Origin of the sequence: Micromonospora sp. II, assembly GCF_001709195.1 — a bacterium.
Classification (GTDB): Bacteria; Actinomycetota; Actinomycetes; order Mycobacteriales; family Micromonosporaceae; genus Micromonospora; species Micromonospora chalcea.
Window position 1 is genome coordinate 389,105 of record NZ_LYXF01000024.1, and the last position, 26,271, is coordinate 415,375.

At 71.1% G+C, this 26,271-nt stretch carries 27 protein-coding genes; 8 read left to right on the top strand and 19 right to left on the bottom strand.

What is annotated here, in order from left to right; translation table 11 throughout:
* Positions 1 to 7: 7 nt before the first annotated feature.
* From A8711_RS13500 to A8711_RS13590, 19 genes are all read right to left on the bottom strand, one after another.
* Positions 8 to 1,207 (bottom strand): CaiB/BaiF CoA-transferase family protein, encoded by a 1,200-nt coding sequence (locus A8711_RS13500; RefSeq protein WP_043330005.1) that lies wholly within the window; start codon positions 1,205 to 1,207, stop codon positions 8 to 10.
* On the bottom strand, positions 1,200 to 2,060 hold the full coding sequence (locus tag A8711_RS13505) for an IclR family transcriptional regulator (protein WP_043323194.1): 861 nt from the start codon (positions 2,058 to 2,060) through the stop codon (positions 1,200 to 1,202). Before A8711_RS13505 ends, A8711_RS13500 begins: the two co-directional genes overlap by 8 nt.
* A 42-nt stretch (positions 2,061 to 2,102) precedes the next feature.
* On the bottom strand, positions 2,103 to 3,092 hold the full coding sequence (locus A8711_RS13510) for an EamA family transporter (protein WP_069088405.1): 990 nt from the start codon (positions 3,090 to 3,092) through the stop codon (positions 2,103 to 2,105).
* Positions 3,079 to 3,543 (bottom strand): Ohr family peroxiredoxin, encoded by a 465-nt coding sequence (locus A8711_RS13515; protein ID WP_043323200.1) that lies wholly within the window; start codon positions 3,541 to 3,543, stop codon positions 3,079 to 3,081. The genes A8711_RS13510 and A8711_RS13515 overlap by 14 nt, the downstream gene beginning before the upstream one ends.
* A complete protein-coding gene (locus A8711_RS13520) occupies positions 3,540 to 4,367 on the bottom strand; it encodes an alpha/beta fold hydrolase (RefSeq protein WP_043323203.1) in 828 nt (275 codons plus the stop codon). Before A8711_RS13520 ends, A8711_RS13515 begins: the two co-directional genes overlap by 4 nt.
* A complete protein-coding gene (locus A8711_RS13525; protein WP_043323205.1) occupies positions 4,364 to 5,728 on the bottom strand; it encodes a M20/M25/M40 family metallo-hydrolase in 1,365 nt (454 codons plus the stop codon). Before A8711_RS13525 ends, A8711_RS13520 begins: the two co-directional genes overlap by 4 nt.
* A 35-nt stretch (positions 5,729 to 5,763) precedes the next feature.
* Positions 5,764 to 6,510 carry an SDR family NAD(P)-dependent oxidoreductase gene (locus tag A8711_RS13530; protein WP_069088406.1) on the bottom strand — a complete coding sequence of 249 codons (747 nt, stop codon included), beginning with the start codon at positions 6,508 to 6,510 and terminating at the stop codon, positions 5,764 to 5,766.
* Between the two features lie 100 nt (positions 6,511 to 6,610).
* Complete coding sequence (locus A8711_RS13535) at positions 6,611 to 7,462, bottom strand: ABC transporter permease (protein WP_043323208.1); 852 nt, start codon at positions 7,460 to 7,462, stop codon at positions 6,611 to 6,613.
* Positions 7,463 to 7,474: 12 nt separating this feature from the next.
* The gene (locus tag A8711_RS13540; RefSeq protein WP_043330007.1) at positions 7,475 to 8,254 is read right to left on the bottom strand and encodes an ABC transporter ATP-binding protein; all 780 of its coding nucleotides are present in this window, start codon (positions 8,252 to 8,254) and stop codon (positions 7,475 to 7,477) included.
* A 75-nt stretch (positions 8,255 to 8,329) separates the two neighbouring features.
* On the bottom strand, positions 8,330 to 9,439 hold the full coding sequence (locus A8711_RS13545) for an ABC transporter substrate-binding protein (RefSeq protein ID WP_043323209.1): 1,110 nt from the start codon (positions 9,437 to 9,439) through the stop codon (positions 8,330 to 8,332).
* Positions 9,440 to 9,567: 128 nt separating this feature from the next.
* A complete protein-coding gene (locus A8711_RS13550) occupies positions 9,568 to 9,954 on the bottom strand; it encodes a hypothetical protein (protein WP_043323211.1) in 387 nt (128 codons plus the stop codon).
* Complete coding sequence (locus A8711_RS13555; RefSeq protein ID WP_064445583.1) at positions 9,954 to 10,265, bottom strand: hypothetical protein; 312 nt, start codon at positions 10,263 to 10,265, stop codon at positions 9,954 to 9,956. Before A8711_RS13555 ends, A8711_RS13550 begins: the two co-directional genes overlap by 1 nt.
* A complete protein-coding gene (locus A8711_RS13560) occupies positions 10,265 to 11,341 on the bottom strand; it encodes a class I SAM-dependent methyltransferase (RefSeq protein ID WP_064445584.1) in 1,077 nt (358 codons plus the stop codon). Before A8711_RS13560 ends, A8711_RS13555 begins: the two co-directional genes overlap by 1 nt.
* Before the next feature lie 63 nt (positions 11,342 to 11,404).
* The gene (locus A8711_RS13565) at positions 11,405 to 13,432 is read right to left on the bottom strand and encodes an FAD-dependent oxidoreductase (protein ID WP_069088407.1); all 2,028 of its coding nucleotides are present in this window, start codon (positions 13,430 to 13,432) and stop codon (positions 11,405 to 11,407) included.
* A 361-nt stretch (positions 13,433 to 13,793) separates the two neighbouring features.
* Positions 13,794 to 14,378, bottom strand: coding sequence for a TetR/AcrR family transcriptional regulator (locus tag A8711_RS13570; protein ID WP_043323222.1), 585 nt, complete (start codon positions 14,376 to 14,378; stop codon positions 13,794 to 13,796).
* A gap of 58 nt (positions 14,379 to 14,436) precedes the next feature.
* A complete protein-coding gene (locus A8711_RS13575) occupies positions 14,437 to 15,162 on the bottom strand; it encodes an ABC transporter ATP-binding protein (RefSeq protein WP_069088408.1) in 726 nt (241 codons plus the stop codon).
* Positions 15,159 to 16,289 (bottom strand): ABC transporter permease, encoded by a 1,131-nt coding sequence (locus A8711_RS13580; RefSeq protein ID WP_069088409.1) that lies wholly within the window; start codon positions 16,287 to 16,289, stop codon positions 15,159 to 15,161. The genes A8711_RS13575 and A8711_RS13580 overlap by 4 nt, the downstream gene beginning before the upstream one ends.
* 115 nt (positions 16,290 to 16,404) lie before the next feature.
* Positions 16,405 to 16,872, bottom strand: a complete 468-nt coding sequence (locus tag A8711_RS13585; protein ID WP_069088410.1) for an SRPBCC domain-containing protein — start codon at positions 16,870 to 16,872, stop codon at positions 16,405 to 16,407.
* On the bottom strand, positions 16,826 to 17,206 hold the full coding sequence (locus A8711_RS13590; RefSeq protein WP_176722809.1) for a metalloregulator ArsR/SmtB family transcription factor: 381 nt from the start codon (positions 17,204 to 17,206) through the stop codon (positions 16,826 to 16,828). Before A8711_RS13590 ends, A8711_RS13585 begins: the two co-directional genes overlap by 47 nt.
* A gap of 324 nt (positions 17,207 to 17,530) precedes the next feature.
* Here A8711_RS13590 and A8711_RS13595 point away from each other — a divergent pair, with 324 nt between their 5' ends.
* The 8 genes from A8711_RS13595 to A8711_RS13630 all read left to right on the top strand — a co-directional run bounded on the left by A8711_RS13595 (position 17,531) and on the right by A8711_RS13630 (position 26,257).
* A complete protein-coding gene (locus A8711_RS13595) occupies positions 17,531 to 18,733 on the top strand; it encodes a dipeptidase (protein WP_043323232.1) in 1,203 nt (400 codons plus the stop codon).
* Positions 18,730 to 20,355, top strand: a complete 1,626-nt coding sequence (locus A8711_RS13600; protein WP_069088411.1) for an ABC transporter substrate-binding protein — start codon at positions 18,730 to 18,732, stop codon at positions 20,353 to 20,355. The genes A8711_RS13595 and A8711_RS13600 overlap by 4 nt, the downstream gene beginning before the upstream one ends.
* A gap of 32 nt (positions 20,356 to 20,387) precedes the next feature.
* Complete coding sequence (locus A8711_RS13605; protein WP_069088412.1) at positions 20,388 to 21,341, top strand: ABC transporter permease; 954 nt, start codon at positions 20,388 to 20,390, stop codon at positions 21,339 to 21,341.
* A gap of 64 nt (positions 21,342 to 21,405) precedes the next feature.
* Positions 21,406 to 22,287, top strand: coding sequence for an ABC transporter permease (locus tag A8711_RS13610; protein WP_223200978.1), 882 nt, complete (start codon positions 21,406 to 21,408; stop codon positions 22,285 to 22,287).
* Between the two features lie 2 nt (positions 22,288 to 22,289).
* The gene (locus tag A8711_RS13615) at positions 22,290 to 23,471 is read left to right on the top strand and encodes a Xaa-Pro peptidase family protein (protein ID WP_069088413.1); all 1,182 of its coding nucleotides are present in this window, start codon (positions 22,290 to 22,292) and stop codon (positions 23,469 to 23,471) included.
* The gene (locus A8711_RS13620) at positions 23,468 to 24,304 is read left to right on the top strand and encodes an alpha/beta fold hydrolase (RefSeq protein WP_043323247.1); all 837 of its coding nucleotides are present in this window, start codon (positions 23,468 to 23,470) and stop codon (positions 24,302 to 24,304) included. The genes A8711_RS13615 and A8711_RS13620 overlap by 4 nt, the downstream gene beginning before the upstream one ends.
* Positions 24,301 to 25,284: an ABC transporter ATP-binding protein gene (locus tag A8711_RS13625; RefSeq protein ID WP_043323248.1), complete on the top strand. Its 984-nt coding sequence runs from the start codon at positions 24,301 to 24,303 to the stop codon at positions 25,282 to 25,284. Before A8711_RS13620 ends, A8711_RS13625 begins: the two co-directional genes overlap by 4 nt.
* Entirely contained in the window at positions 25,268 to 26,257 is a 990-nt protein-coding gene (locus A8711_RS13630) for an ABC transporter ATP-binding protein (protein ID WP_043323250.1), read from the top strand. Before A8711_RS13625 ends, A8711_RS13630 begins: the two co-directional genes overlap by 17 nt.
* Positions 26,258 to 26,271: the final 14 nt, after the last annotated feature.

Here is a 26,271-nt window from a genome sequence, read left to right on the forward strand (position 1 = left end):
GGCGTCGTCAGGCGACGACGCCACGGGCTTTCAGGTCGGCGATCTCGGCCGGGTCGCAGCCGAGCTCCTCGACGAGCAGGGCGTCGGTGTCGGCGCCGGGGGAGCGGCCGGTGAAGCGGATCCGGCCCGGCGTCTCCGACATCCGCCACATGACGTTGTGCATCCGCATCGGGCCCAGGTCCGGGTCGTCGACCTTCGTGATCATCTCGGTGGCCTGCACGTGCGGGTCCTCGACGATGTCCTTGGCGCTGTAGACCGGTGCGACGGCGGCGCCGGCCTCGGCGAAGGCCGCGGCCACCTCGTCGCGGGTCCGCTCGCCGATCCACGACCCGACGTACTCGTCGAGCAGGTCCGCGTGCGCCACCCGGCCGACGCCGGTACGGAACCACGGCTCGTCGATCACCTCCGGGTGGCCCACCAGCCGCAGCACCCGCTCGGCGATCGCCTGGGCGCTGGTGGAGATGGCGACCCACGACCCGTCCTTGGTCTGGTACGTGTTGCGGGGCGCGTTGTTCGTCGACCGGTTGCCCTGCCGCTGCTCCACCACGCCGAGCTGGTCGTAGACGGTGGGACCCGGGCCGACGGCGGTCATGATCGGCTCCAGCAGGCTCATGTCGATCACCTGGCCCCGGCCGCCGGAACGCTCCCGGTGCCACAGCGCCATCATCACCGCCGAGGAGGTGGCGATGCCGCAGATGCTGTCGGCCAGCCCGAACGCCGGCAGCGTCGGCGGGCCGTCCGCCGTGCCGGTCAGGTGGGCGAACCCGCTCATCGCCTCGGCCAGCGTGCCGAACCCGGCCCGGGAGGCGTACGGGCCGGTCTGCCCGAAGCCGGTGATCCGGGCGATCACCAGGCCGGGGTTGACCCGGTGCAGCTCCTCCGGGCCGATGCCCCAGCGCTCCAGCGTGCCCGGGCGGAAGTTCTCCACCAGCACGTCGGCCCGCTCGGCCAGCCGCAGCAGCAGCGCCGCGCCGTCCGGCGCGGACAGGTTCAGCCCGATCAGCCGCTTGTTGCGGGAGATCTCCTTCCACCACAGGGGATGGCCGTCCTTGGTCTTGCCGTGGCCGCGCATGCTGTCACCCATGGTCGGGTGCTCGATCTTCACCACGTCGGCGCCGTAGTCGCCGAGGATCTGACAGCACAGCGGTCCGGCGAGGATCGTCGAGACGTCCAGCACGCGCAGGCCCGTCAGCGGTCCGTCACTCACCTGTTCCACCTCCCCAGTTCTGTTCCTGACCCGTCCGTCCGGCGGCACGTTGCGCCGGCGGCCGGAAACCCAGTTCGGCGGATATCTCCGCCGCCGCCGCGGCGACCAGCGCGCCGTGCGCGGCGCAGACCTCCGGGGTGAACCGGTTCTGCGGCCCGCACAGCGAGATCGAGCCGAACACCTGCCCGGTCGCGTAGCGCACCGGCGCGGCCACGCTGCCCGCGCCGTTCTGCCGCTCGCCCATGCTCACCGCGTACCCCTGGCGGCGGACCCGGCCCAGCTCGGACCGCAGCTTCGCGGTGGAGGTGATGGTGGCCGAGGTGACCGCGTCCAGCGGGTGGTGGTCGAGGTAGTCCTCGATCTCCGCGTCCGGCAGCGCCGCGAGGATCGCCTTCGACGACGACCCGGAGTGCAGCGCGTGGCTGGTGCCCAGGGACACCGACATGCGTACCTCGTGCGGCGAGAGCACCTGGTCGATGTAGACGCGGGTCCAGCCCTGCCGCACCGACAGCGTCGCGGTCTCGCCGCTGTCGCGCACCAGCCGGACCAGGTACCGGCGGGCGATGTCCGGCACGTCCAGCGCGCGCAGCGCGGCCAGTCCCACCGCCAGCGCGCCGCTGCCCAGCCGGTACCGCTTGGTCTCCTCGTTGAAGGTGAGGAAGCTGTCGGCCACCAGTTCCTTGAGGATCCGGTGCGCGACCGCCTTGGGCAGTCCCAGCTCCCGCGCGATCGTCGACACGCCGAGGGTCTCCGGCGCCCGTTCGGCGATGATGTTGACGATGTCGAGGGCGCGTCCGAGGCCGGAGCGGGTCCGGCCGGCGGTGGCGCTCTCGACAACCGCTGTGGTGATCATCTTCTCTCCTCCACTGTCGACGTAGGGCGGGATCGCCGGGCCTCAGGCGGGCGCGACCGGAGTCTTCCCGGGCGGCAGGCCGTCCGGCTGCCGGGGTCGCTCCCGCGCGATCACCAGTGCCACCGAGGCGAGCACCACGGCGCCGGCGAGCACCTGACGTCCGGACAACGACTCATCCAGCACCATCATGCCGAGCAGGACCGCCACCACCGGGTTGACGTACGCGTAGGTGGACGCGAGCTGGATCGGCGCGTTGCGCAGCAGCCACGTGTAGACGCTGAAGCCGACCACCGTGGACACGAGCATCAGGTAGGTCCACGCCAGCCAGGACCGGCCCGTCACGTCGGCCAGGCGGAACCCGCTCAGCTCACCGCTGACCACGCTGGCCACCGCCACCGCAAGACCGCCCACGAGCATCTGCCAGCCGGTGCCGACCAGGTGGTCGGCCGGCATGCGCAGCCGCTGCGACAGCGTCGAGCCCAGCGCCCACACCATCGTGGAGAGCACCACCAGCAGCATCCCGCCGAGGTGCCACCCCTGCGTCGGCACCGCGAACAGCAGCGCCAGCCCGACCACACCGCCGAGTACGCCCACGGCCGCCAGCGGGGACGGCCGCGGACCGACCACCAGCCGCAGCACCAGCACCCACAGCGGCATCCCGGCCACCAGCAGCGAGGTCAGACCCGTCGGCACGTACAGCTGGCCCAGCGCCAGCAGCGCGCTGCCGGCGCCGACCATCAGCAGCCCGCTGGCACCCACCCCGGTCCACTGCCGCCGGGGCAGCAGCAGCCCCGCCGGTCCCCGCCACAGCGCCGCCACCGCGAACAGCAACAGCGCCGCGGCCAGGAACCGGGCCGAGGTGGCCACCAGCGGCGGAATGCTGTCCAGGGCCACCCGGTTGCCCAGGTAGGTCGAGCCCCAGATCAGGTAGACCGCGCCGAGCCCGACGGCCAGGGCCATCGGGCCGGCGGGCCGCGGCGGATCCGCCGGGTGGCGGGCCGCCGCGGGCCGGGTCAGGTCAGCGGTGTCCATTTACCCGGATCGCCACCGCGGTGTTGCCCCGGAGGGCGTTCGAGTACGGACACATCCGGTCGGCCAGCTCCACCGCGCGCTCCAGGTCGGCCTGCGGGCACTGCGGCGCGGACACGTCCAGCACCACGGCGATCGCGTACCGGCCGTCGTCGGTCTGCCCGAGGGAGACCGAGGCGGTGACAGTCGTCGGGCCGGGCTTGACGCCGGCCTGGCGGGCGGCGACGGCGAGCGCGCTGTCGAAGCACGCGGCGTAGCCGGCGGCGAACAGCTCCTCCGGGTCGGTGCCGGGCGCGTCCGGGCCCCGCTGGGCGGGACGGGTCAGGTCGACCCGCAGCGACCCGGTCAGCGACCGGGCGCTTCCGCCCCGGCCGCCGGACACCTCCACCTTCGCGGTGTAGACGGTGTTCGCCGGTACGACCTTCGCCTCGGACGCCGGGGTGCCGACGTTCATGCCGGCACCTCCGTTCCCAGGTCCGCGTGCACCTGCGCGGCGACCGCGTCGGCGAACGCCTCCGGCTGCTCGTCGGCCACGAAGTCGGTGCCGCCGGGGATGGTGACCAGCTCGGCGCTGGGCAGCGCGGCCCGCACCTGCGGCGTCATCCGGTCCAGCAGGTCGTCGGCGCCGTGCAGCAGCACGATGGGCAGCGCGTCCAGGGCGGCCGTGTCGACGTGGTGGTCGAACACCGCCCGGTACGCGGTGGCGTAATCCGGGCCGGTCAGCAGGTACTCGGTGACCTGGCGGTTCGCCTCCTCCGGGGTCAGCGCCGGGTACAGGCCGTACACCCGGTCCCAGATCACCTTCAGGTGCCCGCCGTCGCGGTCCGGGGAGTAGCCGGGCGCGTACGACCGCTTCTTCTCCGCCCGCTCCTGCTCGTCGTAGAGCGGGATGCCCTGCAGGATCAGCCGGTGCACCCGCTCCGGCGCCGACATCAGCGCCTGCGCGCCGACGATCGCGCCGGTGTGCTGCCCGAGCAGGTGCACCTTGGACAGTCCGAGGGCGTCGGCGAACTGCCACACGCCGGCCGCGTACTCGGGGATGGACCACGGGCGCGGCGGGGCGTCGGACATCCCGAAGCCCGGCGTGTCCGGGGCGATCACCCGCAGGCCGCGGCGGGCCAGCGGCTCGATGACCGCGTCGTAGGTGGCCGAGGAGAGCGGGGACTGGTGCAGGATCAGCAGCACCGGTGCGTCGGCGTCGCCGCCGTGCCGGTAGTGCACCTGACCCCACGGCACGTCGACGTAGGCGCGGCGGGCCACGCCGCGGGCCCGGGTCACTCGGCCACCGCCAGCGCCGCCATGACCTCGATGACGTGCTTGATGCCGGCCTTGTAGTCGTCCAGCCGGATGTTCTCGTTCGGGCCGTCCACACCGGAGTCGGCCCGAGAGACGCCGACGCCGACGATGGGCCGGTCGGCGATCACGCCCTGGTTGCCGATCCACTGCGTGTACGGCTCGATCACCGGCTCGGTCCCGTACACCCGGCGGGCCGCGTCCGCGACGAGCGCGACGAACGGGTCCCGGTGGTCGGTGAGGTTGGGCCGGCTGGTCGCCATCACCTCGATGCGCAGGTCACCGAAGCCGGTCGCGGCCAGGTGGTCGCGCACGCACCCGAGGACGCGCTCCGGGTCCTGGCCCGGCACCAGCCGGATCTCCAGCTTCGCCGACGCCGTCGACGGGATGCCCAGCGTCACGTCGTCACGCATGTCGCCACCGGCGATGCCGGCCACGGTCAGCGTCGGCACGGTCCGGATGGCCACCGCCGCGGCCTGGTCGTCCAGGTCGCCGGTGAACCGCTCGACCTGGGCCCGCTTGCGCAGGAAGTCCCCGTCGAACGCCACCTTCTCCAGCAGCGCCCGCTCCTCGTCCGTCGGCGGCCGTGCGTCGTCGGCGAAGCCGGGGATCGTCACGGTGCCGTCGGGCCGCTGCAGCTGCGCCAGGGCGGCGGCCAGGCGCGCCGTGGCGGCCGGCAGCAGCGCGGTGTTCTGGCTGGTCAGGTCACGCGGCAGGGTCTGCGCGGTGAGGCGCAGGTAGAGCACGCCCTTCTCGGCCAGCTTGAGCAGCAGCCGGTCCTCGCCGTCGAGCCAGGAGTTCTCCCACAGCGCCGCGTCGCTGGCGAGCCGGTCGGCGTGCGCCTGCACGAACGAGCCCAGACCCGGGCTGTGCAGCCACTTCTTGCCCTCGAAGATGATCCGGTTGGTCACCGGCGGAGTCAGCCCGGCGAGCTTCCAGGCCGCCGCCGCGTGGATGCGGGACATGATGACGCCCTTGTCGTCGGCCACGCCCCGGGCGTAGAGCCGGCCGTCGTGGATCTCCGCCGCGTAGGGCGGGCTGATCCAGTCGGCGTCGTCACCGGCCGGCTCGACCTCCACGTCGTAGTGCGTGAAGTGCAGCAGCGCCTTGTCGCCCTCGCCGGCCACCTCGGCCAGCACGTACGGGTACGACTGCTCCCACGGGATGATCTCGGCCTCGCCACCCCAGCGGCGGACCGATCCGGCGATGAACTCGGCGGTGGCCTCCATCTGCTCCGGCTCCTGGCGGCGGCTGCGGATGCGGCACAGCTGCTGGAGCTCCTCGACGAACTCGTCGAAGTGGGCGTCGACGGCCGCCAGCGCGGCCGCGGTATCCGGTTTGGGCATGGTGGTCCTCACAGAAGGGGTCGGAGAGGGGGAAGTCAGTGGATGGTGACGCCGCCGTCGACGAAGATCGTCTGGCCGGTGGTCATGGCGGCGGCGTCGCTCAGCAGGTAGGCGACCGCGTTGGCGACGTCCTGCGGCTGCGCCATCCGGCCCAGCGGGATGCTCGCCATCTTGTCCGCGAGGTACGCCTCGTCGCCACGTACGTCGGAGGTCATGTCGGTGGGCACGATGGTCGGTCCGACGGCGTTGACCCGGATCCGGTCGGGCGCCCACTCCAGGGCCAGCACGCGCGCCATGTGCATCACGCCGGCCTTGCTCACGCAGTAGCCGAGCGTGTTCAGCACCGCGATGTGCCCGTTCGTGGAGCCGATGTTCACCACCGCGCCGCTCGTCTGCCGCAGCGCCGGGTACGCGGCCTGGCACATCCGGAACGTGCCGGTGAGGTTGACGTCCAGGACGTCGGTGAAGTCCTGCTCGGACATCGTGGCCGCCGGCCCGCGCCGGACGATCCCGGCGTTGTTCACCAGCAGGTCCAGGCGGCCGTGGGAGTCCAGGACCTCGTCCACCAGCGCGGCGCAGGAGCCGGCCGACCGGACGTCGACCCGGTGCCGGGTGTGCGCGCCGCCGGACAGCTCGGCCTCGCTCCAGTCGTCGAGCAGGTCGGCCTGGGCCACGGTGGCCCCGCGCTGCGCGAGCGTCGCCGCGATGCGGGCCCCGATGCCGCGGGCCGCCCCGGTCACCACTACCACCCGGCCGTCGAACCGGTTCGGGTCGGTGTTCATGTCGCGTGTCCTGCCTTTCCGGTCCGGCCACCGGCCGGGCGGGCGTTGCGCACGCCCGACCGGTGCCCCCAACACGTGACGGCGGTCCCGTCCACTGCCGTCACGCGCCGATCACCTTCGTGTCCTCGGCCCAGAAGGCCAGCCGCTTCTGCAGCAGCCGGATCACGAAGTGCGCCACCAGACCCATCAGCGACAGCACCACCAGCACGGCGAACATGCCGGCGATGTCGAAGTTGTAGTTGGTCTGCAGCAGCAGGTAGCCCAGGCCCTCCTTGGCGCCGATGAACTCGCCGACCACCGCGCCGAGGATGGCGAAGACGATGCCGATGTCCAGGCCGGCGAAGATGAACGGCAGCGCGCTGGGCAGCCGCACCATCCGGAAGATCTGCGCCTTGCTCGCGCCGAACACCGTCAGCATCTGGATCTTGTCGGCGTCGGCCGCGCGCAGACCCTCGATGACGTTCACCAGCATCGGGAAGAACGAGATCACCGCGGCCATGACCACCTTGCTGGTCAGGCCGAAACCGAACCAGACCACGAACAGCGGGGCCAGGGCGACCTTGGGCACGGTCTGGAAGGCCACGATGTACGGCATCAGCGTGGCTTCGACGATCTTGATCTGGGAGATGAACGTGCCGAGCACCAGGGCGGCGCCGACGCCGATCACGAACCCGAGCAGCGCCTCCTGCGTGGTCACCCAGAAGTGACCCCAGAACTGGTCGTCGCCGAGCTGCTGCCACAGCGACTCGACCACGCTCGACGGCAGCGGCAGGACGTACTCGTCCACGCCGAGGAGCTGGACGCCGTACTCCCAGGCCAGCACGACCACGACGAAGACCGTCGGGACCAGCCAGAGCTGGGGCTTCTCCCGCAGGTCGAACTTGCGCCGGGCGGGCCGGGCGGACGGCGCCGGTGGCTGGGCCGGCTTGCGGACCAGGTTGCTTGTTGCCATGGCTGTCCCTCGTCAGTCGATTACGCCGGCGGCGTTGAAGTGTCGGCGGATCCGTTCCACATAGACCCCGGCCCGGTCGGACGACATGATGCCGAGCTCACGCGGCCGTTCCAGGTCGATGTCCATGACCTCGGCGATGCGGCCCGGCCGGGGGCTGAGCACCACCACCCGGTCGGAGAGGAAGACCGCCTCCGGGATGGAGTGCGTGACCAGCACGATCGTCTGGTTGCTCTCCTGCCAGATCCGCAGCAGCTCCACGTTCATGTACTCGCGGGTCATCGCGTCGAGCGCGCCGAACGGCTCGTCCATCAGCAGCACCGCCGGGTCGTGCACGAGCGCCCGGCAGATGCCGGCCCGCTGCTGCATACCGCCGCTGAGCTCGTGCGGGTACTTCTGCTCGAAGCCGTTGAGACCGACCATCTCGAGCAGTTGCTGCGCGCGTTCCCGGTGCCGGCGGGGATCCAGTCGCTGGATCTCCGCCGGCACCATCACGTTGTCGAAGATGGTGCGCCAGGGCAGCAGCGTCGGTGCCTGGAACACCATCCCGACCTCGGGAAGGGGCTTCGTCACGTCCCGCCCGGCGATCCGTACCGCGCCGCCGGTCTTCGGGCTGAGCCCGGCGAGGATCTTCAGCAAAGTGGTCTTGCCGCACCCGGACGGTCCCACGACCGAGATGAACTCGCCGCGACGTACCGTCAGGTTGATGTCGCTCAACGCCAGGGTCGGTGCCGACTTCCGGGGCCGGTACTCCTTGTCCAGCCCGTCGATCTCGATCCAGGAGTCTTCCGACACCGATGCCGGAGCCTGCGTCTGCGCCCGGCGGGCCGTCGCCTTGATGGCCATCGAAATCCCTTCCGCTGTCCGCTGCTAGGCGGTGTAGTTCGCGGCCTTGCTGAGCACCGCGGCCTTGTCGAAGTTGTTCGCGCCGGAGAGCAGGCTCGGGTCCCAGAGCTTCTTCAGGTCGACGTCACCGGAGATCTGGCCGGCCTCCTTGGTGTACGCCTGGGTCTTCGCCCACTCGTCGTCGCTGATCGCGCCCCAGTCACCGAACTGCTCCGGCTCGCCGCTGGCCGGCGTGGCCGTCTTCAGCCACGCGGCGAGGCTCTCGGTGTCCGCCTTGAGCCGCTCGTCGGCGGACTTGCCGGCGAGGATCTGCGGGAAGACCTTGTAGCCGATCTTCATGGCGGCCTCGGGGTTCTTGGCCGAGAAGAGCATCGCCTTGTACGCCGCGCGCAGGAACCGCTCGTACGAGTCCTTCTTGGCGTCGAAGTCACGGGCGCCGACGCTGAAGGTGAGCGACCGGATGCCGGTGAACACGTCCGGGTTGGTCAGGTACTTCAGCTGGGTGCCGGCGTTCTCGATGACCGCGTACGCCTGGGTGTAGAGCGCCAGCATGTCGACCTTGCCGTCGTTGAGCGCGGCGGCGGCCTGCGCGCCGACGCCCACCGGTAGCAGCTCGACGTCCTTGGCCGGGTCCAGCCCGGCGGCCTTGACGTAGGCGCGGGCGTACGGGGCCGAGCCGGAGGCAAGGCTGATCACGCCGATCTTCTTGCCGCGCAGGTCCGCGCCGCCGGTGATCGGGGAGTCCGGCTTCACCGCCATCACCCACGGCCAGTTCTGCACCAGGCCGCCGATGGCCTTGATCGGCACGTTCTTCTCCACCGCGCCGAGCGCCGAGCCGGCGTCGGCGGGGGTGATGTCGCCGCTGCCGGAGGCGACCGCCTGGAGGGCGGCGACCGAGCCGTCGGCGTTGATCGTCTCGACGGTCAGCTTCTCCTCGGCGAAGTAGCCGAGTTCCTTGGCGACCGCGTAGACGGCCACCTCCTCCTTCGGGCCGATCACGGCCGAGGCGATGGCCATGGTCAGCTTCGCCTCCTTGCCCTCGCCGCCGGCCTCGTCGTCGGAGCCGCCGCCGCAGGCGGAGAGAACCAGCGTGGCGGCCAGCGCCGCCGGGAGCAGTGCCCACTTCCGTTTCATATGCACACACCTCGTCGTGAGTCGGGGGAGACCGCCTCCGCCGCCGTGGCGGCGGAGGCGGGGTATCAGGCGTCGCGGCGCGGCGCGACAGTTGCCGTCAGGCGTCGCGCGGCGACGCCCCAGTGCCCTCAGGCGTCGCGCAGCGACGCGACCAGTGCCAGGTCGTTGTAGACGTGCTGCTCGACGATCAGCGCGCCGTCGAGCACGAACACGTCCGCGTAGCGGATGTCCTCGAACGGCGTGCCGTCGAGCCACTCCCCGTACAGCCGCCCGAGCGAGGTCACGGTGACCCGCCCGTTGTCGTCACCCACCAGGTAGCGGTCCCGGTGCTTGCGCACCCACCGGTAGGTCCCGGTCGAGGCGGCCGCCATCTCCCGCAGCGAGGAGTACTCCCGGCCGCCCGGAAAGACCAGCCGGGCCTGCGGCGCGAGGAACGCGCCGGCCTCGTCGAGCCGGCGGTCCTCACACAGCTGCAGGTAGCTGTCGATCAGGCCGGGCGCGTCCGGTGCGCTCATCAGCCGGTCTTCTCGCTCAGCGCCGCCTCCCACTGGTCCCGCAGCGGGTGCTCCGCGGGGCCGTGCTCGGTGAGGATGCGCATCAGGCGGGCCAGCAGCGCGTCCCGCTCGCGGTCGAGGACCTGCTGCTCCTCCTCGGTGGAGGCGAACCCGTCGACGGCGCCCTCGGTCAGCACGCCGGAACGGGTCAGCAGCGCCTCGACCACACGTACCCGCTGCCGGGTCACGTGCAGCTCGGTGGAGAGCTGCAGCACCAGGTCGAGCAGCTTGCCGACCTTGGGGTCTCCGAAGTAGTCGAACTCGGTGCTCATCACGCCTCCGGCTTGGTCGCGGCCAGTACGGCCCAGGGGAAGTGCCACTCGGGACGGTCGCCCCAGCCCTGCGGCTGGACGCCGTTGCGGCGCTCGTCGAACGGGGTCCACGACACGTCGGTCAGGCCCGCCTCGGCGCAGACCTCGATCAGGTCCGAGCCGAACAGGTCGTGGAAGAACGGCTCGTTGTTGCGCTCGGCGTGCTCGTAGACGGTGGCGTCGCGCAGCGGGTCGCCGGTGAGCATGAACTCCAGGAAGCGCAGCGAGCCGCCCGGCTTGAGCAGGCGCGCCGCCTCCACGATCGTTTCCCGGATCGCGGTGGCCGGCATCTCGTGCAGCACCATCGTGCCGGTGACCACGTCGCAGCTGCCCGACTCGATGCCGGTGGCCCGGCCGTCGGCCTGCCGGTAGTCGATCGCCAGTCCGGTCGCCTCGGCCTCGGCGTGGGCCAGCCGCAGACCCGGCGCGGCCAGGTCCACGCCGATCACCTGCGCGGTCGGGTACTTCGCGGGCAGCGGCCGGGTGCTCTTGCCGAAGCCGCATCCGATGTCGACGATCCGGGTCGCCGCGGGCAGCTCGGGCAGGGCGGTCTTGGCGAACAGCGTGTGGAACTTGTAGCCGTCGTTGTCGCGCAGCATGACGATGCGCGCCCCGAACTCGTACACGTAGGCCGACATGTCGTCGGAGAAGAAGCTGCCGGGCTGGATGTGGATGTCGTAGTCGGTGTACCAGTCGGGCAGTTCCAGGTCGGGGTTCAGCTCCAGCGAGCCCTTCGGCTGCTCGGGCACCGACGTCAGCTGGTCGGTCAGCTCCTCGCGGCGGCTGAGCACCGCGTCGCCGGCGACCTTCCACAGCATCTTCTGCTGCACCCGCTCCAGGTGGCTGAACCACGGGTAGAGCGGAAGGCCGCGCAGCACCTGGCTCGCGTCGCCGACCGTGGTGGCCGCCGCGCCGGTGGCGCCGTACTCCTCGCGCAGCGCCGGGTAGACGGTGTCCGCCCAGCGCTTGCGCAGGCCGAGGACGAAGTCCACGGCGGAACGCTCATCCAGGGTGAGGCGCTCCTCGATGTCCAGCATGCGTGTCTCCTCTTCAGGTGGGGGAGGACCGGTCCGCGGCGGGCCGCGACCGGGATGGACGGGTCAGTGGGCGTACCGCACGCGATCTGCGGACGCGGTGTCGTAGCGGCCGAGGAACGCACCCGCCATGCGTCCCTCGTAGACGGCCTCGAAGGCCGTGCGGGGGGCGTTCGCGTCGCCGACGACGTGGATCCGGGGACCGTCGGGCAGCGCGTCGAGCTGCCGGTACAACTCGTCGGCGGCCTGCGGCGAGCCGGCGTCGACGACTGTGGTGACGCCCTCGACGAGGGTGTCGGCGCCGGCGAGCGGACCGCCCAGGGCGACCGCGTCGGCGCCCGCCGGGCGCGCCGTGCGCATCGGGTGCACCGCGATCCCCAGGTCCGCGAAGCGCTTGAGCAGCGCCAGCCGCGAGTACGTGGTGATCTTGGCGCTCACCGAGGCGGTGGGGGAGACCAGGTGGACGCGGGCGCCGCGCCGGGCCAGCCCTTCGGCCACCGAGGCGGCGGCCCAGGTGCCCTCGTCGTCGAGCACGACGACGGCGCCGGTCGGCCGGAAGTCGGGGTCGGTCAGCGCCTCGACGGCCTGCCAGATGTCGATCACCGGCGGGCCGCCGGGCAGCTCCCGCCGGGTGGGCCGGGAGCCGGTGGCCAGGACGACGTCCTGGTAGCCGCCGGCCAGCACGTCCTCGACGCCGATGCGGTGGTCGAGGCGTACCGGGATGCCGGCGGCCTCGACGTCGCGGGCCAGGTCGCGGGTGAGCAGGCCGAGCCGTTCCCGTCCGGGTACGCGCGCGGCCAGTTCCACCTGCCCGCCGAGGTGCCCGCGCGCCTCGACCACCGACACCTGGTGCCCGGCCCGGTGGGCGGAGAGGGCGGCCTCCAGGCCGGCCGGGCCGCCACCGACGACGAGGACCTTGCGCGCGCCGGACGGTCCGGGCAGCTCCGGCCAGGCCTGCGCCCATTCCCGCTCGGCGCCGACCTCCGGGTTGACCACGCAGGAGATCGGCAGGCTGGTCTCCAGCCGGCCGATGCAGCCCTGGTTGCAGGCGAGGCAGGCGCGTACCTCGTGCTGGCGGCCCTGCTCGGCCTTGCGGACCAGGTGCGGGTCGGCGATGTGCGGGCGGGCCAGGCCGACCAGGTCGGCCTCGCCGGCGGCGACGAGCTCGGCGGCCTCCGGCAGGCTGTCCAGCCGGCACACCGCGAGCACCGGCAGGTCCGGGAACTCCTGCTTGAACAGCGCCGCGTGGTGCCGGAACGGGGCGTGGCCGAAGCTCATGTCCGCCATCTGCGTCGCGAGCGACCAGCTGCCGTGGTAGGCGGAGTGGCTGACGTGCACGTAGGCGAGCGGGAAGTCGGCGCGCAGCTTGCCGACGATCTCCAGCACCGCGGCCGGGTCGAGACCGCCGGGCAGGAACTCGTCGGCGCTGACCCGCAGTCCGACGGGCAGGTCCGGCGCGGCGGCCAGCACCGCGGTGAGCACCTCACGGGTCAGCCGCATCCGGTTGTCTAGGCTGCCGCCGTAGGAGTCGGCGCGGGTGTTGGTGTGCGGCGAGAGGAACTGCTGCAGCAGGTGGCCGTGGCCGGCGTGCACCTCCAGGCCGTCGAAGCCGGCATCACGCATCCGCCGGGCGGCGGCGGCGAACGCCTCGACGACGACGGCGATGTCCCGGCGTCCCATCGCGTGCGGCACGTGTGAGCCGGCCGCCCACGGCACCGGTGACGAGGACCAGGCGGCGGTGCGGGTCGCGTCCCCGTTCGCCTGCCGGCCGGCGTGCATGATCTGGGCGAAGATGCGTGCGCCGTGCTCGTGCACGGCCTCGGTCACCGCCGCGTACGCCGGGATCGACGAGTCGTCGAAGCTGCCGAGGCTGATGCTGCGGCCCGCGCTCGTGGGGTGCACGCGGATCGCCTCGGTGATGATCAGGCCGACGCCGCCCCGGGCGCGCTCCGCGTGATAGGCCACGTGGCGCCCGGTGGGCACGTTGTTCAGTCCGAAGTTGGTGGTGTGACCGGGGACGAAGACCCGGTTCCGCAGTGTGAGACGACCGAGCCGGGTGGGGGAGAGAAGAGCGAGAAGCTTGTCGTCAGGCATGCCTCGGACTTCCTGTTTCGGGCCGCACTCGGCATGGCCGAGAGCGTTCGGTTGAACCGTACGCCGTTCGATTGAGTGGAACGGTAGGGGTGACGCCGGTCTCCGTCAACAGGCTACTGATCGGTAACTTACCGAACCGTACTGCCTCTGACCTGCTGTTCCACTAGGCGGAACGCAAGCGGGCAAGGTTCGTCGATTCGTGGCTCGATCGTTCGGGCGGCCACGGGAGATGACAGTGCCGCCGCCCGGCGACCGCCCGGCGGTCCGTTTCGATCGTTCGGTCGGCCGGGTCGGCACTGTCCGGTTCGGAGGGACGCTCGCCGCGAGGCGGCCGGGTGGGACGTGCCGGCGGTGGCGGGGGTCAGGCAGCGGCGGGGCGCACGTACGGCGTGAGCAGCTCGCGGGCGAGGCCGGTGGCCGAGGGAAGGTCGAGGCCGTTCTCGATCATGCGGCTGAGGGCGTAGACGATCGACTGGATGACCTCGGCCATCCGGTTCGGGTCGCTCGCCCCGTGGTCGGCGAGAGCGGCGCGCAGCGGCGCCTCGAGGCTGTCGTGCAGGAGGCGGCTGGAGGTCGCGAGCACCTCGCTGTTGCCGACTGTCGCCATCGCCCGGGCCAGCGCGTGGTCGCCCCGGGCAACCAGTTGCAGGTTGGCCTCGACGTACGCCAGGATCCGCGACCCGGGCGTGCGGGCCTCGGCCATCCGGTTCTCGACGAAGGCCGACCACCGCGGAAAGGTGTCGGCGACGAGCACGTCGAACATGTCGGTGCGCGACTTGAAGTAGGAGTACGCGCTGGACCGGGCCAGGCCGGCGTGCCGCGCCACGTCGGCGAGGCTGGGGATCTGGTCCGGGTGTTGCGAGAGCAGGGCGCGGGCGGCGTCGAGCAGCGCCGCCCGCTGGGCGGCCCGGTGCTCGGCGACGGTTGAGGCCTGGATCTTCGGCACGCCAACCTCCAAGTCTCCGGTGCGCGCACCGGGTCCGCGTCGCGCCCTGCCGTCGCGGTCAGCTGCTCGTGGCGAGCTTGCCGTCGATCATCTCGTAGACGGTGTCACAGTACTGCAGCACGTCGTGATCGTGAGTGACCATGACCACCGCCACCGACCGCTCCCGTGCCTCCTGGGCGAGCAGCTGGACGATGTCGTGGCTGCGGGCCCGGTCCAGCGCCGCTGTCGGTTCGTCCACCAGCAGCACGGACGGCTGTGTCATCAGCGCCCGGGCGATGCCGACGCGCTGGCGCTCGCCGCCGGAGAGCTGGTGCGGCCGGCGGTCGGCCTTACCGGCCAGGCCGACGTGCGCGAGCATCTCCAGCGGGTCGCGTCCGGCGCGGTCCCGCCGCCCGCCCAGTCGCAGCGGCAGGCGCAGCTGGTCGGCGGCGGTCAGCGCGGGCAGCAGGTTGCCCGACTGGAACACGAACCCGACGTGCCGGCGGCGAAGCTCGGTGCGCGCCCGGCGGCTGGACACGGTCATGTCGTGGCCGGCCACTGTGACGGCGCCCTGATCGGGGCGGGCCAGCCCGCCGGCGACGGCGAGCAGGCTGGACTTGCCCGCGCCGGACGGCCCGACGATCGCGGCCAGCTCGCCCGGCGCGACGGTCAGGTCCACGTTGTCGAGCGCGTGCACGGTCTCCGCGCCGTCGCCGTGCCGCAGGTGGACGCCGCGCATGACCAGGCCGAGGTCGGCCGGCGCGGTGCCCGTCGTCGAGGGGGATGCTGTGGTCCGGCTGCTCATCGGTTGCCTCCCAGGGCGGTCGCCGGGTCGATGGAGGTGAGGCGGACGACGGCGGCTGCCGCGCCGACCAGGCCGAGCACGAGCAGTCCGGCCGCGGCGGCGGCGATGCTCTGCGGGTGCAGCGCGAACGGCACGTTGCCGCCGGAGATCAGCGCGCCGAGGCCGAGTCCGATCCCCATGCCGACGGCGATGGCGAGGGCCAGCAGGATCAGCGCCTGGGTGAGGGCGTCGCGCAGCACCCAGCCGGTCGAGGCGCCCAGCGCCCGCAGCACGGCGACCTCCTGCTTGCGCTGGATCGCCCAGACCGCGAAGAACGCGCCGGCCACGAGCGCCGAGATCGCGTAGAGGAAGCCCTGGATCAGCTGGAGCGTCGTCGTCTCGGCGGTGTAGCCCGGCGAGGCGCCGTAGGACTCCTCCAGCGTCAGGCTCTCCGTGCCGGCGGCCTTGTCGCCCGCGGCCAGGTCCACCGAGTCGCCGTCGGCCGCGCGGACCGCGACGGCGGTGATCTCCTGGGTGGCCTGCGCCGGCACCTGCGTGCCGGCCGGCGTGCCGGACTTGACCGCCTGCCAGGTGGCCAGCGGTACGTACGCCACGTCGACGTGGCCGAAGGTGTCCTGCTGCTCGGTGACGCCGACGACCCGCAGCTTCGTGCCGAGCCGGTCCACCGTCACGGTGTCGCCGACGCGCAGGCCCGCGTCGATCGCGGTGGGGCTCACCACGATCCCGTCCGCCGGGCCGAGCCGGTCGCCCTCGCTGACCGCGGGCGACAGGAACGAGTCGGTCTCGACGCCGAACAGCGCCAGGTCGACCTCGGTGCCCCGGTCGGTACGCCCGTTGATGAGCGTGTTGCCGAACGGGGTCGCCTCCGCCACCCCGGGCTGCTCGCGCCAGGTGTCCACCGTCGAGGCGTCCACCACGCTGCGCGAGAACGCCGAGTCGTGCTGCACGCCGTGGGCGAACGCGAACGAGGTGACCGGAAGGTTCTGCAGCCCGGAGACGCCGTCGCGGACCAGTCCGACGGACAGGCCGGAGAGCATCACCATCAGCACCGAGATCAGCACGATCACGGCTCCCATCAGGGCGAATCGCAGCCGCGCGAACCCCAGCTCACGAATGGCCAGGAACATCAGCCGCCACCTCTCATGTTTGTCGACACCATGTCGCGATCTTACCAACGCGGTGTCGGCAAAAAGCGGGATCCGGCGCTGTCTACCCGACCACAATCCGTGACGGCTCGGCCGGTCAGCCGGGCGAGGGCAGCGTCCCGCGCTCCCGCGTCAGGTACGCCTCGATGCGGGCGAACGCCCCGGTCCACACCTCGGTGGCGAAGAAGTCGCGCAGCTCCGGGGCCGGGAAGCCGCTCTGCGTCACGGTCATCAGCGTGCCGCCGTCCTTCTCCTCGAAGGTGACCTCGACGCGGGTGGTCATCGTCTCGCCGTCCGGGCTGCTGCCGGAGGATTCGGTGACCAGGCGGTGCGGGCGGTCGATCTCCAGGAACGTCTGGGTCTCGCGGAACAGCATGTCGGGGGAGGGCCCCCAGACGGCTGTCTGCTTCCCGCCGACCCGCAGGTCGACGTCGATCTCCACGATGCCCGGCTCCTCGTCCAGGATGCCGAACCAGATCTTCTGTTTGCCGGCGTCGGTGTAGGCGTCGAACGCCTCCTCAGGCGTGCCCGGAAGCTGTCGGGTCAGGTGGATCTGGAGCGTCATGGTCACGGTCCTCCGTGGTGAGAGTGAGATAGGCGTCGAGGCCGTCCAGGCGGCGTGCCCAGAGGCGCCGGTAGAAGCTGATCCAGGCCATCGCCGTGTCCAGCGGGGCCTCGCTGAGCCGGCACTGCCGGGACCGGCCGACCTTCTGCGTCACCACGAGACCGGCGTCCTCCAGCGCGCGGACGTGCTTGCGCATGCCGGTGAGGCTCATCCCGGTGGGCCCGGTGAGCTCGCTGATGGTGGCCGGACCCGTGCCGAGCCGGATCAGGATGTCGCGTCGGGTGGGGTCGGCCAGGCTGGCGAAGACCCGGTCGAGCGTCTCTTGCTGAACCACATGGTTCACCGTACAACACTGAACCCCTTGGTTCACCATTGCCGCGCATTCGGCGTGCATTTCGCGGTCGAGTGGTCTGACCACTGGGGGTGATCGAGGCGCGGTCCGCCGTTCGGCCCGATCGCCTCGTGCATTCGGCCGGGGCCGGCTCAGTTGCTCGGCCCGCTTGCCGGAGACCGGTCCCGACCTGCGGGAATGTTCCCCGATTCCGGTAACGGAAAGGTCACGAGGTATTCCTGTGCCGTGCTTGCGCTCGGTACGTTCCACGAGGCATGAGGTCAGACCTCACTCCTCATGCCTCTAGCTGACGAGGTGAGTAGACCAGTGCAGGAACCCGCCCCCCGCTACGCCGGATACCGGTCCTTCGACTACCTGGTGCCGCATGTGGACTACAAGGTCTTCGAGCTCGCGCCACAGATCGGCCGGGTGCCGGAACACGACCTTGGCCTGACCGACGACCAGCGTGCCCGCGTCTCCCGGCTGCTGCGCGAGCACATGGCCATCTCGCTGCACGAGCACCCGAAGATCCTGCCGGCCGACGTGACGCAGTTGCGCGACTACAACCGCACCGGCCGCAACTCCTTCGGGTTCGAGGGCCTGGCCCGGTCCGGCATGACCGCGGTCTTCGACAACTTCATGAACGGCACCGGCTGCGTGACCAGCGAGCACGCCTGGAAGTGGGACGACGTCATCTACGACATCGGCCTGCGCTTCGCCGACGTCGCCAAGCAGGACCACGTGGTGGTGGCGACCACGCTCGAACAGATCTTCGAGGCCAAGCGCAACGGGCAGATCGCCCTGGTGGCCGGCCTGGAAGCAGCCACGATGATCGAGAACGAGCTGGACCGGATCGACATCCTCTACGGCTTCGGCGTACGCCAGATGGGCATCGCGTACAGCCAGGCGAACATGCTCGGTTCCGGCCTCTCCGAGGACCGCGACGGCGGGTTGACCCACTTCGGGCGGCGCGCGGTGGACCGGATGAACAAGCTCGGGATCGCCATCGACATCTCGCACTCCGGCGACCAGACGTCGCTGGACGTGATCGAGGCCAGCCGGGTGCCGGTGTTCATCACCCACGCCGGCGCCCGCTCGGTCTGGAACACCCCCCGGATGAAGCCGGACGAGGTGATCCGGGCCTGCGCCGAGCGGGGTGGCGTGATCGGCATCGAGGCCGCTCCGCACACCACCCTCTCCGGCGACCACCCGCACCACTCGATCGAGTCGGTGATGGACCACTTCACCTACTGCGTGGAACTGGTCGGCATCGACCACGTCGCGTTCGGCCCGGACACCAATTTCGGTGACCACGTCGGACTGCACGACAGCTTTACCCAGCACCTGGCGATCGGAAAGGCCCACGGAGTGGTGGACCACCCTCGGGTTCCGTACGTGAGTGGCATGGAGAACCCGGCGGAGTGCTTCAGCAACATCGTCGGGTGGTTGGTCACGCACGGTTACTCCGACGACGAGATCGCCAAGGTCATCGGCGGCAACATCATCCGGGTTCTTCAGGAGGTTTGGTGAACAAGACAGTCAAGGGTCGGTGGCGGCTCGCTGTCGCGCTCGGCGTGGCGGCCACGCTCGGTGTCTCCGGCTGCGGTCTGAACGAGGAGACCTCCTCCTCCAGCGGCTCGTCGTCGGACTCGGTGCTGCGGATCGGCACCACCACCGACGTGAGCAATTTCAACCCGCTCCAGTCGTTGAGCAAGACCGACTCGTGGATCCTCAACGCGATGTACCCGCACCTGCTGCGGATCGACGAGAACGCGAAGAAGTCGCCCGAGCTGGCCAAGGAGTACCGCTACGAGGACGACGGCAAGACCGCCGTCTTCGTGCTGCGCGACGACTTCAAGTGGACCGACGGCAAGCCGGTGGTCGCCGAGGACGTGAAGTTCTCCGCCGAGTCGATCATGAAGTACAAGCTCGGCAACGTCGCGGCGAAGCTGACCTGGGTCGAGTCGGTCGAGGCGCCGGACGCGACCACTGTGAAGTTCAAGCTCTCGCAGCCGTACGCGCCGTTCGCCGAGGGCGTCGGCTTCTGGATGTCGGTCGTGCCGAAGCACGTCTTCGAGCCGGCCGGTGACCTGTCCAAGTTCGCCAACGACTCCAACTGGGTCGGCGCCGGGCCGTTCGTCCTGGACAGCATCACCAAGGGCCAGCGCTACGTCATGAAGCGCAACGAGCACTACCCGCTCGCGCCGGGTGGCAAGGCCGCGGTGAGCCAGGTCGAGTACCGGGTCTACCCGGACGTGAACACCATGATGCTGGCGCTGCGCAACGGCGACATCGACATGATGGGCACCCCGGTGCCGGTCTCGGCGGCGAAGACCTTCGAGAACGACGACAAGATCAAGCTGAAGAAGGTCGGCGCACTCGGCTTCGCGCACCTGACCTACAACATGAAGAACAAGTACCTCGCCGACCAGGACGTCCGGCAGGCGCTGTCGATGGCGGTCGACACCAAGGCGATCATCTCGGCCGTGCTGCAGGGCGACGGCCAGCAGATGGCCGGCCCGATCTCGCCGATCTTCTCCGAGTACGACAACACCGAGCTGCAGCCGTACCCGTTCGACCCGGAGGGCGCGAAGGCCAAGCTGAGCGCGGCCGGCTACAAGGACGCCAACAACGACGGCTTCTTCGACGAGCTGAAGTTCGGCGTGGCGTGCGACCAGTCCAACGCCAACATCACCCGGGTCGTGCAGCTGTTCCGGGAGAGCGCGGCCAAGGCCGGCGTGAAGCTGGAGAACGAGTGCGTGGAGCGGAACACCTTCCTCACCCGCACCAAGAACGGCGAGTACGACATCGACGCCTCGCAGTGGGGTGTCTTCGACAACCCGATGGACCAGCTGCGCAGCACCTACCTGTCCAGCAACCCGGGTGGCATCAACTACAACCTGCTCGAGTCGGCGGAGATGGACGCGCTGATCAACGACGCGGCCGGCACCACCGACGTGGAGGCGTTCAAGACCAAGATCAAGAACATTGACAAGGTCGTGCACGAGCAGGCGTACCTGACCCCGCTGTACGTGGAGAACTTCCAGTTCGCCTACAACGCCAGCAAGTTCACCGGCTTCGTCCCGTCGCCGTCGGACCTGCTCGGCATGGTCACCGCGTACTCGCTGGCCCAGGTCACCCCGGTCAAGTAACCCACCCAACCAGAGGAGAGGAGGGGTCCCCCGTGGCGCGTTTCGTGCTCAGCCGGGCACTGAAGGCCGTCCTGACCGTGTGGATCGCGATCACTTCGACGTTCTTTCTGCTCCGGCTCCTGCCGGGGGACCCCACGACCCTCATGGTCGAGGGCGACATGACACCGGAGATGCAGGCGGCGCTGCTCAAGACGTACGGCCTGGACCGTCCGCTGTGGGAGCAGTACGTGTCGTACCTGCGCGAGCTGGTCCAGGGCAACCTGGGCATCTCGTTCCGTCAGATCCAGCCGGTCACCGACATCATCCTCGACCGGCTTCCCTGGACGTTGCTGCTGGCCGGCAGCGCGTTCGTCCTGACCGTCGCCGTCGGCATCCCGATCGGCGTGGCCGCCGCGGTCAACCGCGGCAAGTGGCTCGACCGCGCGTTGCAGGGCTTCGGGATCAGCGCCAACGCGCTGTTCGTGCCGAGCGTCGCGATCCTGCTGCTGGTCTTCTTCGGCGCCCAGCTCGGCTGGTTTCCGATTGGCGGGGCGATCGACCCGGACACCCGGGGCGCGGCGGCCTACCTGAGCCTGGCACACCACCTGGTGCTGCCGGTGCTCTCCCTGGTCCTGGTGCAGCTCGGCCCGTACGCGCTGACCCTCCGTACCAACATGATCGAGGTCCTCGGTGAGGACTACATCCGCGCCGCGCAGGCGCGTGGTCTCTCGGCCCGGCGTCGGGTGTGGAAGCACGGCCTGCGCAACGCGATCCTGCCGGCACTGACCCTGATGGGCCTGCAACTGGRCACCCTGGTCGGCGGCGCGGTGCTGACCGAGACGGTCTTCGCCTACCCCGGGGTCGGCCGGCTGATCTACGAGGCGGTCGGGCAGCAGGACTACCCGGTGATCCAGGGGGCGTTCATCATGCTCGCCGTCACCGTGGTGATCGCCAACGCCCTGACCGACATGCTCTACGCGGTCCTCAACCCCCGGATCCGGCTGTGAGCGCGCGCCGCGTCCCGGCGCGTCGCCCGGATCCGTTCGCCGCCACCACCGAAGGGAGGGTGCCGTGAGTGCCCCCGTGCTGACCGAGCAGGCGCTCCCGCCGGCCCCGGCCGCGCCCAGGCGGTCCTTCCTCTCCGGCTACCTGCGTCAGCCCGTCGTGGCGCTGTCGGTGCTGGTGCTGCTCGTGATGGCGGTGCTGGCGGTCTTCGCGCCGCTGATCGCCGACGAGCCCGCCGGCGCCGGCGCGGACGTGCTGCAACCGCCCTCCGGGGCGCACTGGTTCGGCACCGACGACCTCGGGCAGGACATCTTCGCCCAGGTGGTCTGGGGCACCCGGACCAGCATGGTGATCGGCCTGGCCGCCTCGCTGCTCGCCATCGTGCTGGGCACCGCGATCGGGCTGGCCGCGGCGTACTTCCGGCCGTTCGACGCGGTCGCCACGGTGATCACCGACGTGATGCTGGCGCTGCCCACCCTGCCGCTGATGATCATGCTGGCGGCGGTGGTGAGCCCGAGCGTCACGACGCTGACCCTGATCATCGGGTTCTTCGCCTGGCCCGAGGTGGCCCGGCTGATCCGGTCACAGGGCCTGGTGATCAGCGCGATGCCCTACATCGACGGCGCGCGGGTGCTCGGCGCCACCGGCTGGCGGATCGTCACCCGGGAGATCCTGCCCGCCGTCGTCTCGCTGATGGTGGTCAGCGTGCTGCTCACCGCCTCCCGGGCGGTGATCTCCGAGGCCGGCCTGAGCTTCCTCGGGCTCGGCGACCCGGACGCCTGGTCCTGGGGACGCATCCTGCTCAACGCCCAGCGCAGCGGCACGATCGCGATCGCCTGGTGGCAGACGCTCTTCCCGTCCCTGGCGATCCTGTTCCTGGTGCTGGCGGCGACCCTCGCCGGAACCCGGTTCAACGACACCCGCGACCCCCGTCGCAACGGAGGCTGACCATGCGACTGCCCGAGAGCTTCTACCACAGCGTCCGTGGCCGGCTCGCCGAGGCGCTCGAACAACGAGGGCTGGACGGGTTCCTGGCCACCTCGCCGGCGGAGGTCGCCTTCCTCAGTGGCTTCTTCTACATCGCCACCGAACGTCCGGTGTACCTCTGGCTGCCGCGGACGGGGGATCCGCTGCTGGTGATCCCGCGCCTCGACGAGGAGTACGCGGCCCAGCAGGGCGTGACGGTCCAGATCGTCACGTACTTCGAGTACCCGGGCGTGGTCACCGCCGAGGAGACGCTCGCCTCGGCGCTGTCCCGTCCGGGCGGTCCGGTCCGCCGTATCGGCGTTGGCGCGGGCCTTTCGGTCGGCGCGTTCCGGGCGCTGTCCCGGGCCATCGGCGGGGCCACGCTGGAGACCACCGACGCGGTCGCCGAGCTGCGGCTGCGCAAGTTCCCCGAGGAGATCCCGTTCCACGAGGCGGCCGCGCGGATCTGCGACGAGATGCTGGCCGCCGGACGGGCCCTGATCGAGGAGGCGCTCGCCGCCGGGCGGCCGCTGCCGCGTGAGGACGAGATCGCCCGGCACGTGATCGGCTTCGGCACCGACCGGATGTACGCCGTGTACGACCTGGTCGTCTACACCACCAAGCTGGCCGGCGGGCTGGTCTACGCCGGCCCGAACTCCGCGCTGCCGCACGGCCTGCCGACCCGTCGGCGGCTCCAGCCGGGCGACACCCTGATCCTCTCCCTCGGCGCGGCGGTGGCCAGCCGGTTCGTGGAGAGCGAGCGGACGTTCGTCATCGGCGAGCCCACCGCCGAGCAGGTGCGCTACTACGAGGCCGACCGGGAGGCGCAGGAGGTGGGCACCCAGGCGATGATCGCCGGGCGTACCTGCGCCGAGGTCAACCGGATCTGCCTGGACGTCCTGCGGGACCGGGGCCTGGGCGACTACATCCGGCACCGGCAGGGCCACGGCATCGGGCTGCAGAACCACGAGGCGCCCTGGGTCGAGGACGGCGACCACACCGTGCTGGCCCCCGGGATGCTGCTGTCCAGCGAGCCCGGCGTCTACGTGCCCGGCCACGCCGGCTACCGCATCTCCGACACGGTCCTGGTACAGGACGACGGCCCGCGCCGGCTCACCCGGTACCCGCGTGACCTGGCGTCCAACATCATCGAGGGGATCCGATGAGAATCAACGGAGCGGAACTGGTCGTCGAGGCGTTCGGCCCGGTCGACGGCCCGGCGATGATCGTGCACCACGGTGCGCCGGGCCTCGGCTCCCGCCAGGAGCCGAAGCGCTCGTTCGGCCCGTTCGCCGACCGCATGCGGGTCATCGTCTTCGACGCCCGCGGCTCCGGCGAGTCCAGCGACGACGAACCGTTCACCCACGAGCAGTGGGTGGCCGACGTGGACGCCATCCGCGCGCACTTCGGCTACGAGACGATCGTCATGGCCGGCGGCTCGTACGGCGGGTTCATCGCCATGGAGTACGCCATCGCCCACCCGGAGCGGGTCTCCGCGCTGGTGCTGCGGGACACCGCCGCGGACACCGCGCACGACCACCTCGCGGTGGAGCGGGCCCGTAACACCGACCGTTCGGTGATCCCGGAGTGGGTCATCGACCGGATCGGCACCGGCCGGTTCGAGAGCAACGAGCAGTTGCGCGAGTACTGGAAAGCGATCCTGCCGCTCTACGACCACCAGCACGACCCGGCAAAGGACGAGGCGCGGCTGGCCGCCACCCGGTTCCACTACCGCACCCACAACGCCGCCTTCGGGCAGAACATGCCCCGCTACGACCTGAAGCCGAAGCTGCCGTCGATCACGTGCCCGACCCTGGTGACGGTGGGCCGGCACGACTGGCGTACCCCGGTGGCCGCCTCGCAGGTCATCGCGGACCTGGTGCCCCGCGGCGAGCTGGTGGTCTTCGAGTCCTCCGGCCACTCGCCGCAACTGGAGGAGCCGGAGCTGTTCCAGCAGGTGGTGCGGGACTTCCTCAGCCGCGCCGGAGTGCTCCGATGAGCCTGCTGGAGATCGCCGACCTGAAGGTCGCGTTCCCCGGCCCGACCGGGCCGGTCAACGCGGTGAACGGGGTGTCGCTGCGGATCGAGTCGGGGCAGACCCTGGCCATCCTCGGTGAGTCCGGCTCCGGCAAGAGCGTCACCGCGCAGGCGGTGACGGGCATCCTCGACGTGCCGCCGGCGACGGTCAGCGGCTCGGTCCAGCTGCGGGGCAGGGAACTGCTGACCCTGTCACGCAAGCAGCGGGAGCGGGTCAGCGGCGAGGAGATCGGGATGGTCTTCCAGGACGCGATGGCCGCGCTCAACCCGGTCTTCACCGTCGGACACCAGATCGTGGAGGTGCTGCGGGTCCGGCGCGGCATGTCCCGGGCCGACGCCCGCCGCCGCGCCGTCGAACTGGTCGACCGGGTGCGGATCCCGGCGGCCAAGGACCGGATGCGGGACTATCCGCACCAGTTCTCCGGGGGCATGCGCCAGCGCATCATGATCGCGCTGGCCATCGCCCTGGAACCGGACCTGCTGATCGCGGACGAGCCCACCACCGCGCTGGACGTGACGGTGCAGGCCCAGGTGATGGAGTTGCTCGCGGAGATCCAGCGGGACAGCGGAATGGGGCTGCTGCTGATCACCCACGACCTGGGGGTGGTCGCCGAGGTCGCCGACGACGTGGCGGTGATGTACGCCGGCCGGATCGTCGAACGGGGCACCGTCGAGCAGATCTTCGCCGGTCCGGCGCACCCCTACACCGAGGGGCTGCTCAACTCGATGCCCCGGGTGGACCGGCGCGACGAGCAGCTCTACGCGATTCCCGGCGCTCCGCCCAACCCGGCTCGGCTCCCTGCCGGCTGCCCGTTCCACCTGCGTTGCCCGCGGGCCACCGACGAGTGCCGGGTCGTCCTGCCGCCGCTGCTGGCGCTGCCGGCCGATCGTGCCAGCGCCTGTCACCACCACGAGGAGGTGCTCGATGCCACCCGGCGATGAGGTCGTGCTGCGGGTCGAGAACCTGGTCAAGCACTTCCCGGTCAAGGGACGGGTCCCGTTCACCTCCGGCGGCGTGGTCAAGGCCGTCGACGGTGTCTCCTTCGACCTGCGCCGGGGCGAGACGCTCGGCGTGGTGGGCGAGTCCGGCTGCGGCAAGAGCACGCTGGCCCGCATGCTCGTCGGGCTGGAGCAGCCCACCTCCGGCGCGGTGCGCTTCGGCACGTCAGTGGTGCACCAGGCCAGGGGACGGGAGCTGCGGGCCCTGCGCCGGCGGATCCAGATCGTGCTCCAGGACCCGTACACGTCGCTGAACCCCCGCCGCACGATCCGGGAGATCCTGCTCCAGCCGTTCGAGATCCATCCGGACGTGCTGGACCGCCGGCGCCGGATCGAGCGGATCAAGGAGCTGCTCGACCTGGTCGGTCTCGACCCCGGCCTGCACCTGGACCGCTACCCGCACCAGTTCTCCGGCGGGCAGCGCCAGCGCATCGGCATCGCCCGGGCGCTCGCGCTCAGCCCCGACGTCATCGTCTGCGACGAGCCCGTCTCCGCGCTGGACGTGTCGGTCCAGGCGCAGGTGGTCAACCTCCTGGAGCGGCTCCAGGAGGAACTCGGCGTGGCGTACGTCTTCATCGCCCACGACCTGTCCGTGGTGCGCCACATCTCCGACCGGGTGGCAGTGATGTACCTGGGCAAGCTCGTGGAGACCGGCCCCGAGGTCAGCCTCTACGAGTCGCCCCGGCACCCGTACACCCGGGCGCTGCTGTCGGCGGTGCCGGTGCCGGACCCGGCCGGCCGGCAGGGGCGGCAGCGGATCCTGCTGGCCGGCGACCCGCCCAGTCCGGTGGATCCGCCCTCGGGCTGCCGGTTCCGGACCCGTTGCTGGCAGGCGGCCGACACCTGTGCCACCACCGAACCACCGCTGGCCGCCGGCGCGCATCCGGTCGCCTGCCACTTCCCGCTGGCCGCGTGACGGCCGGCGATCGC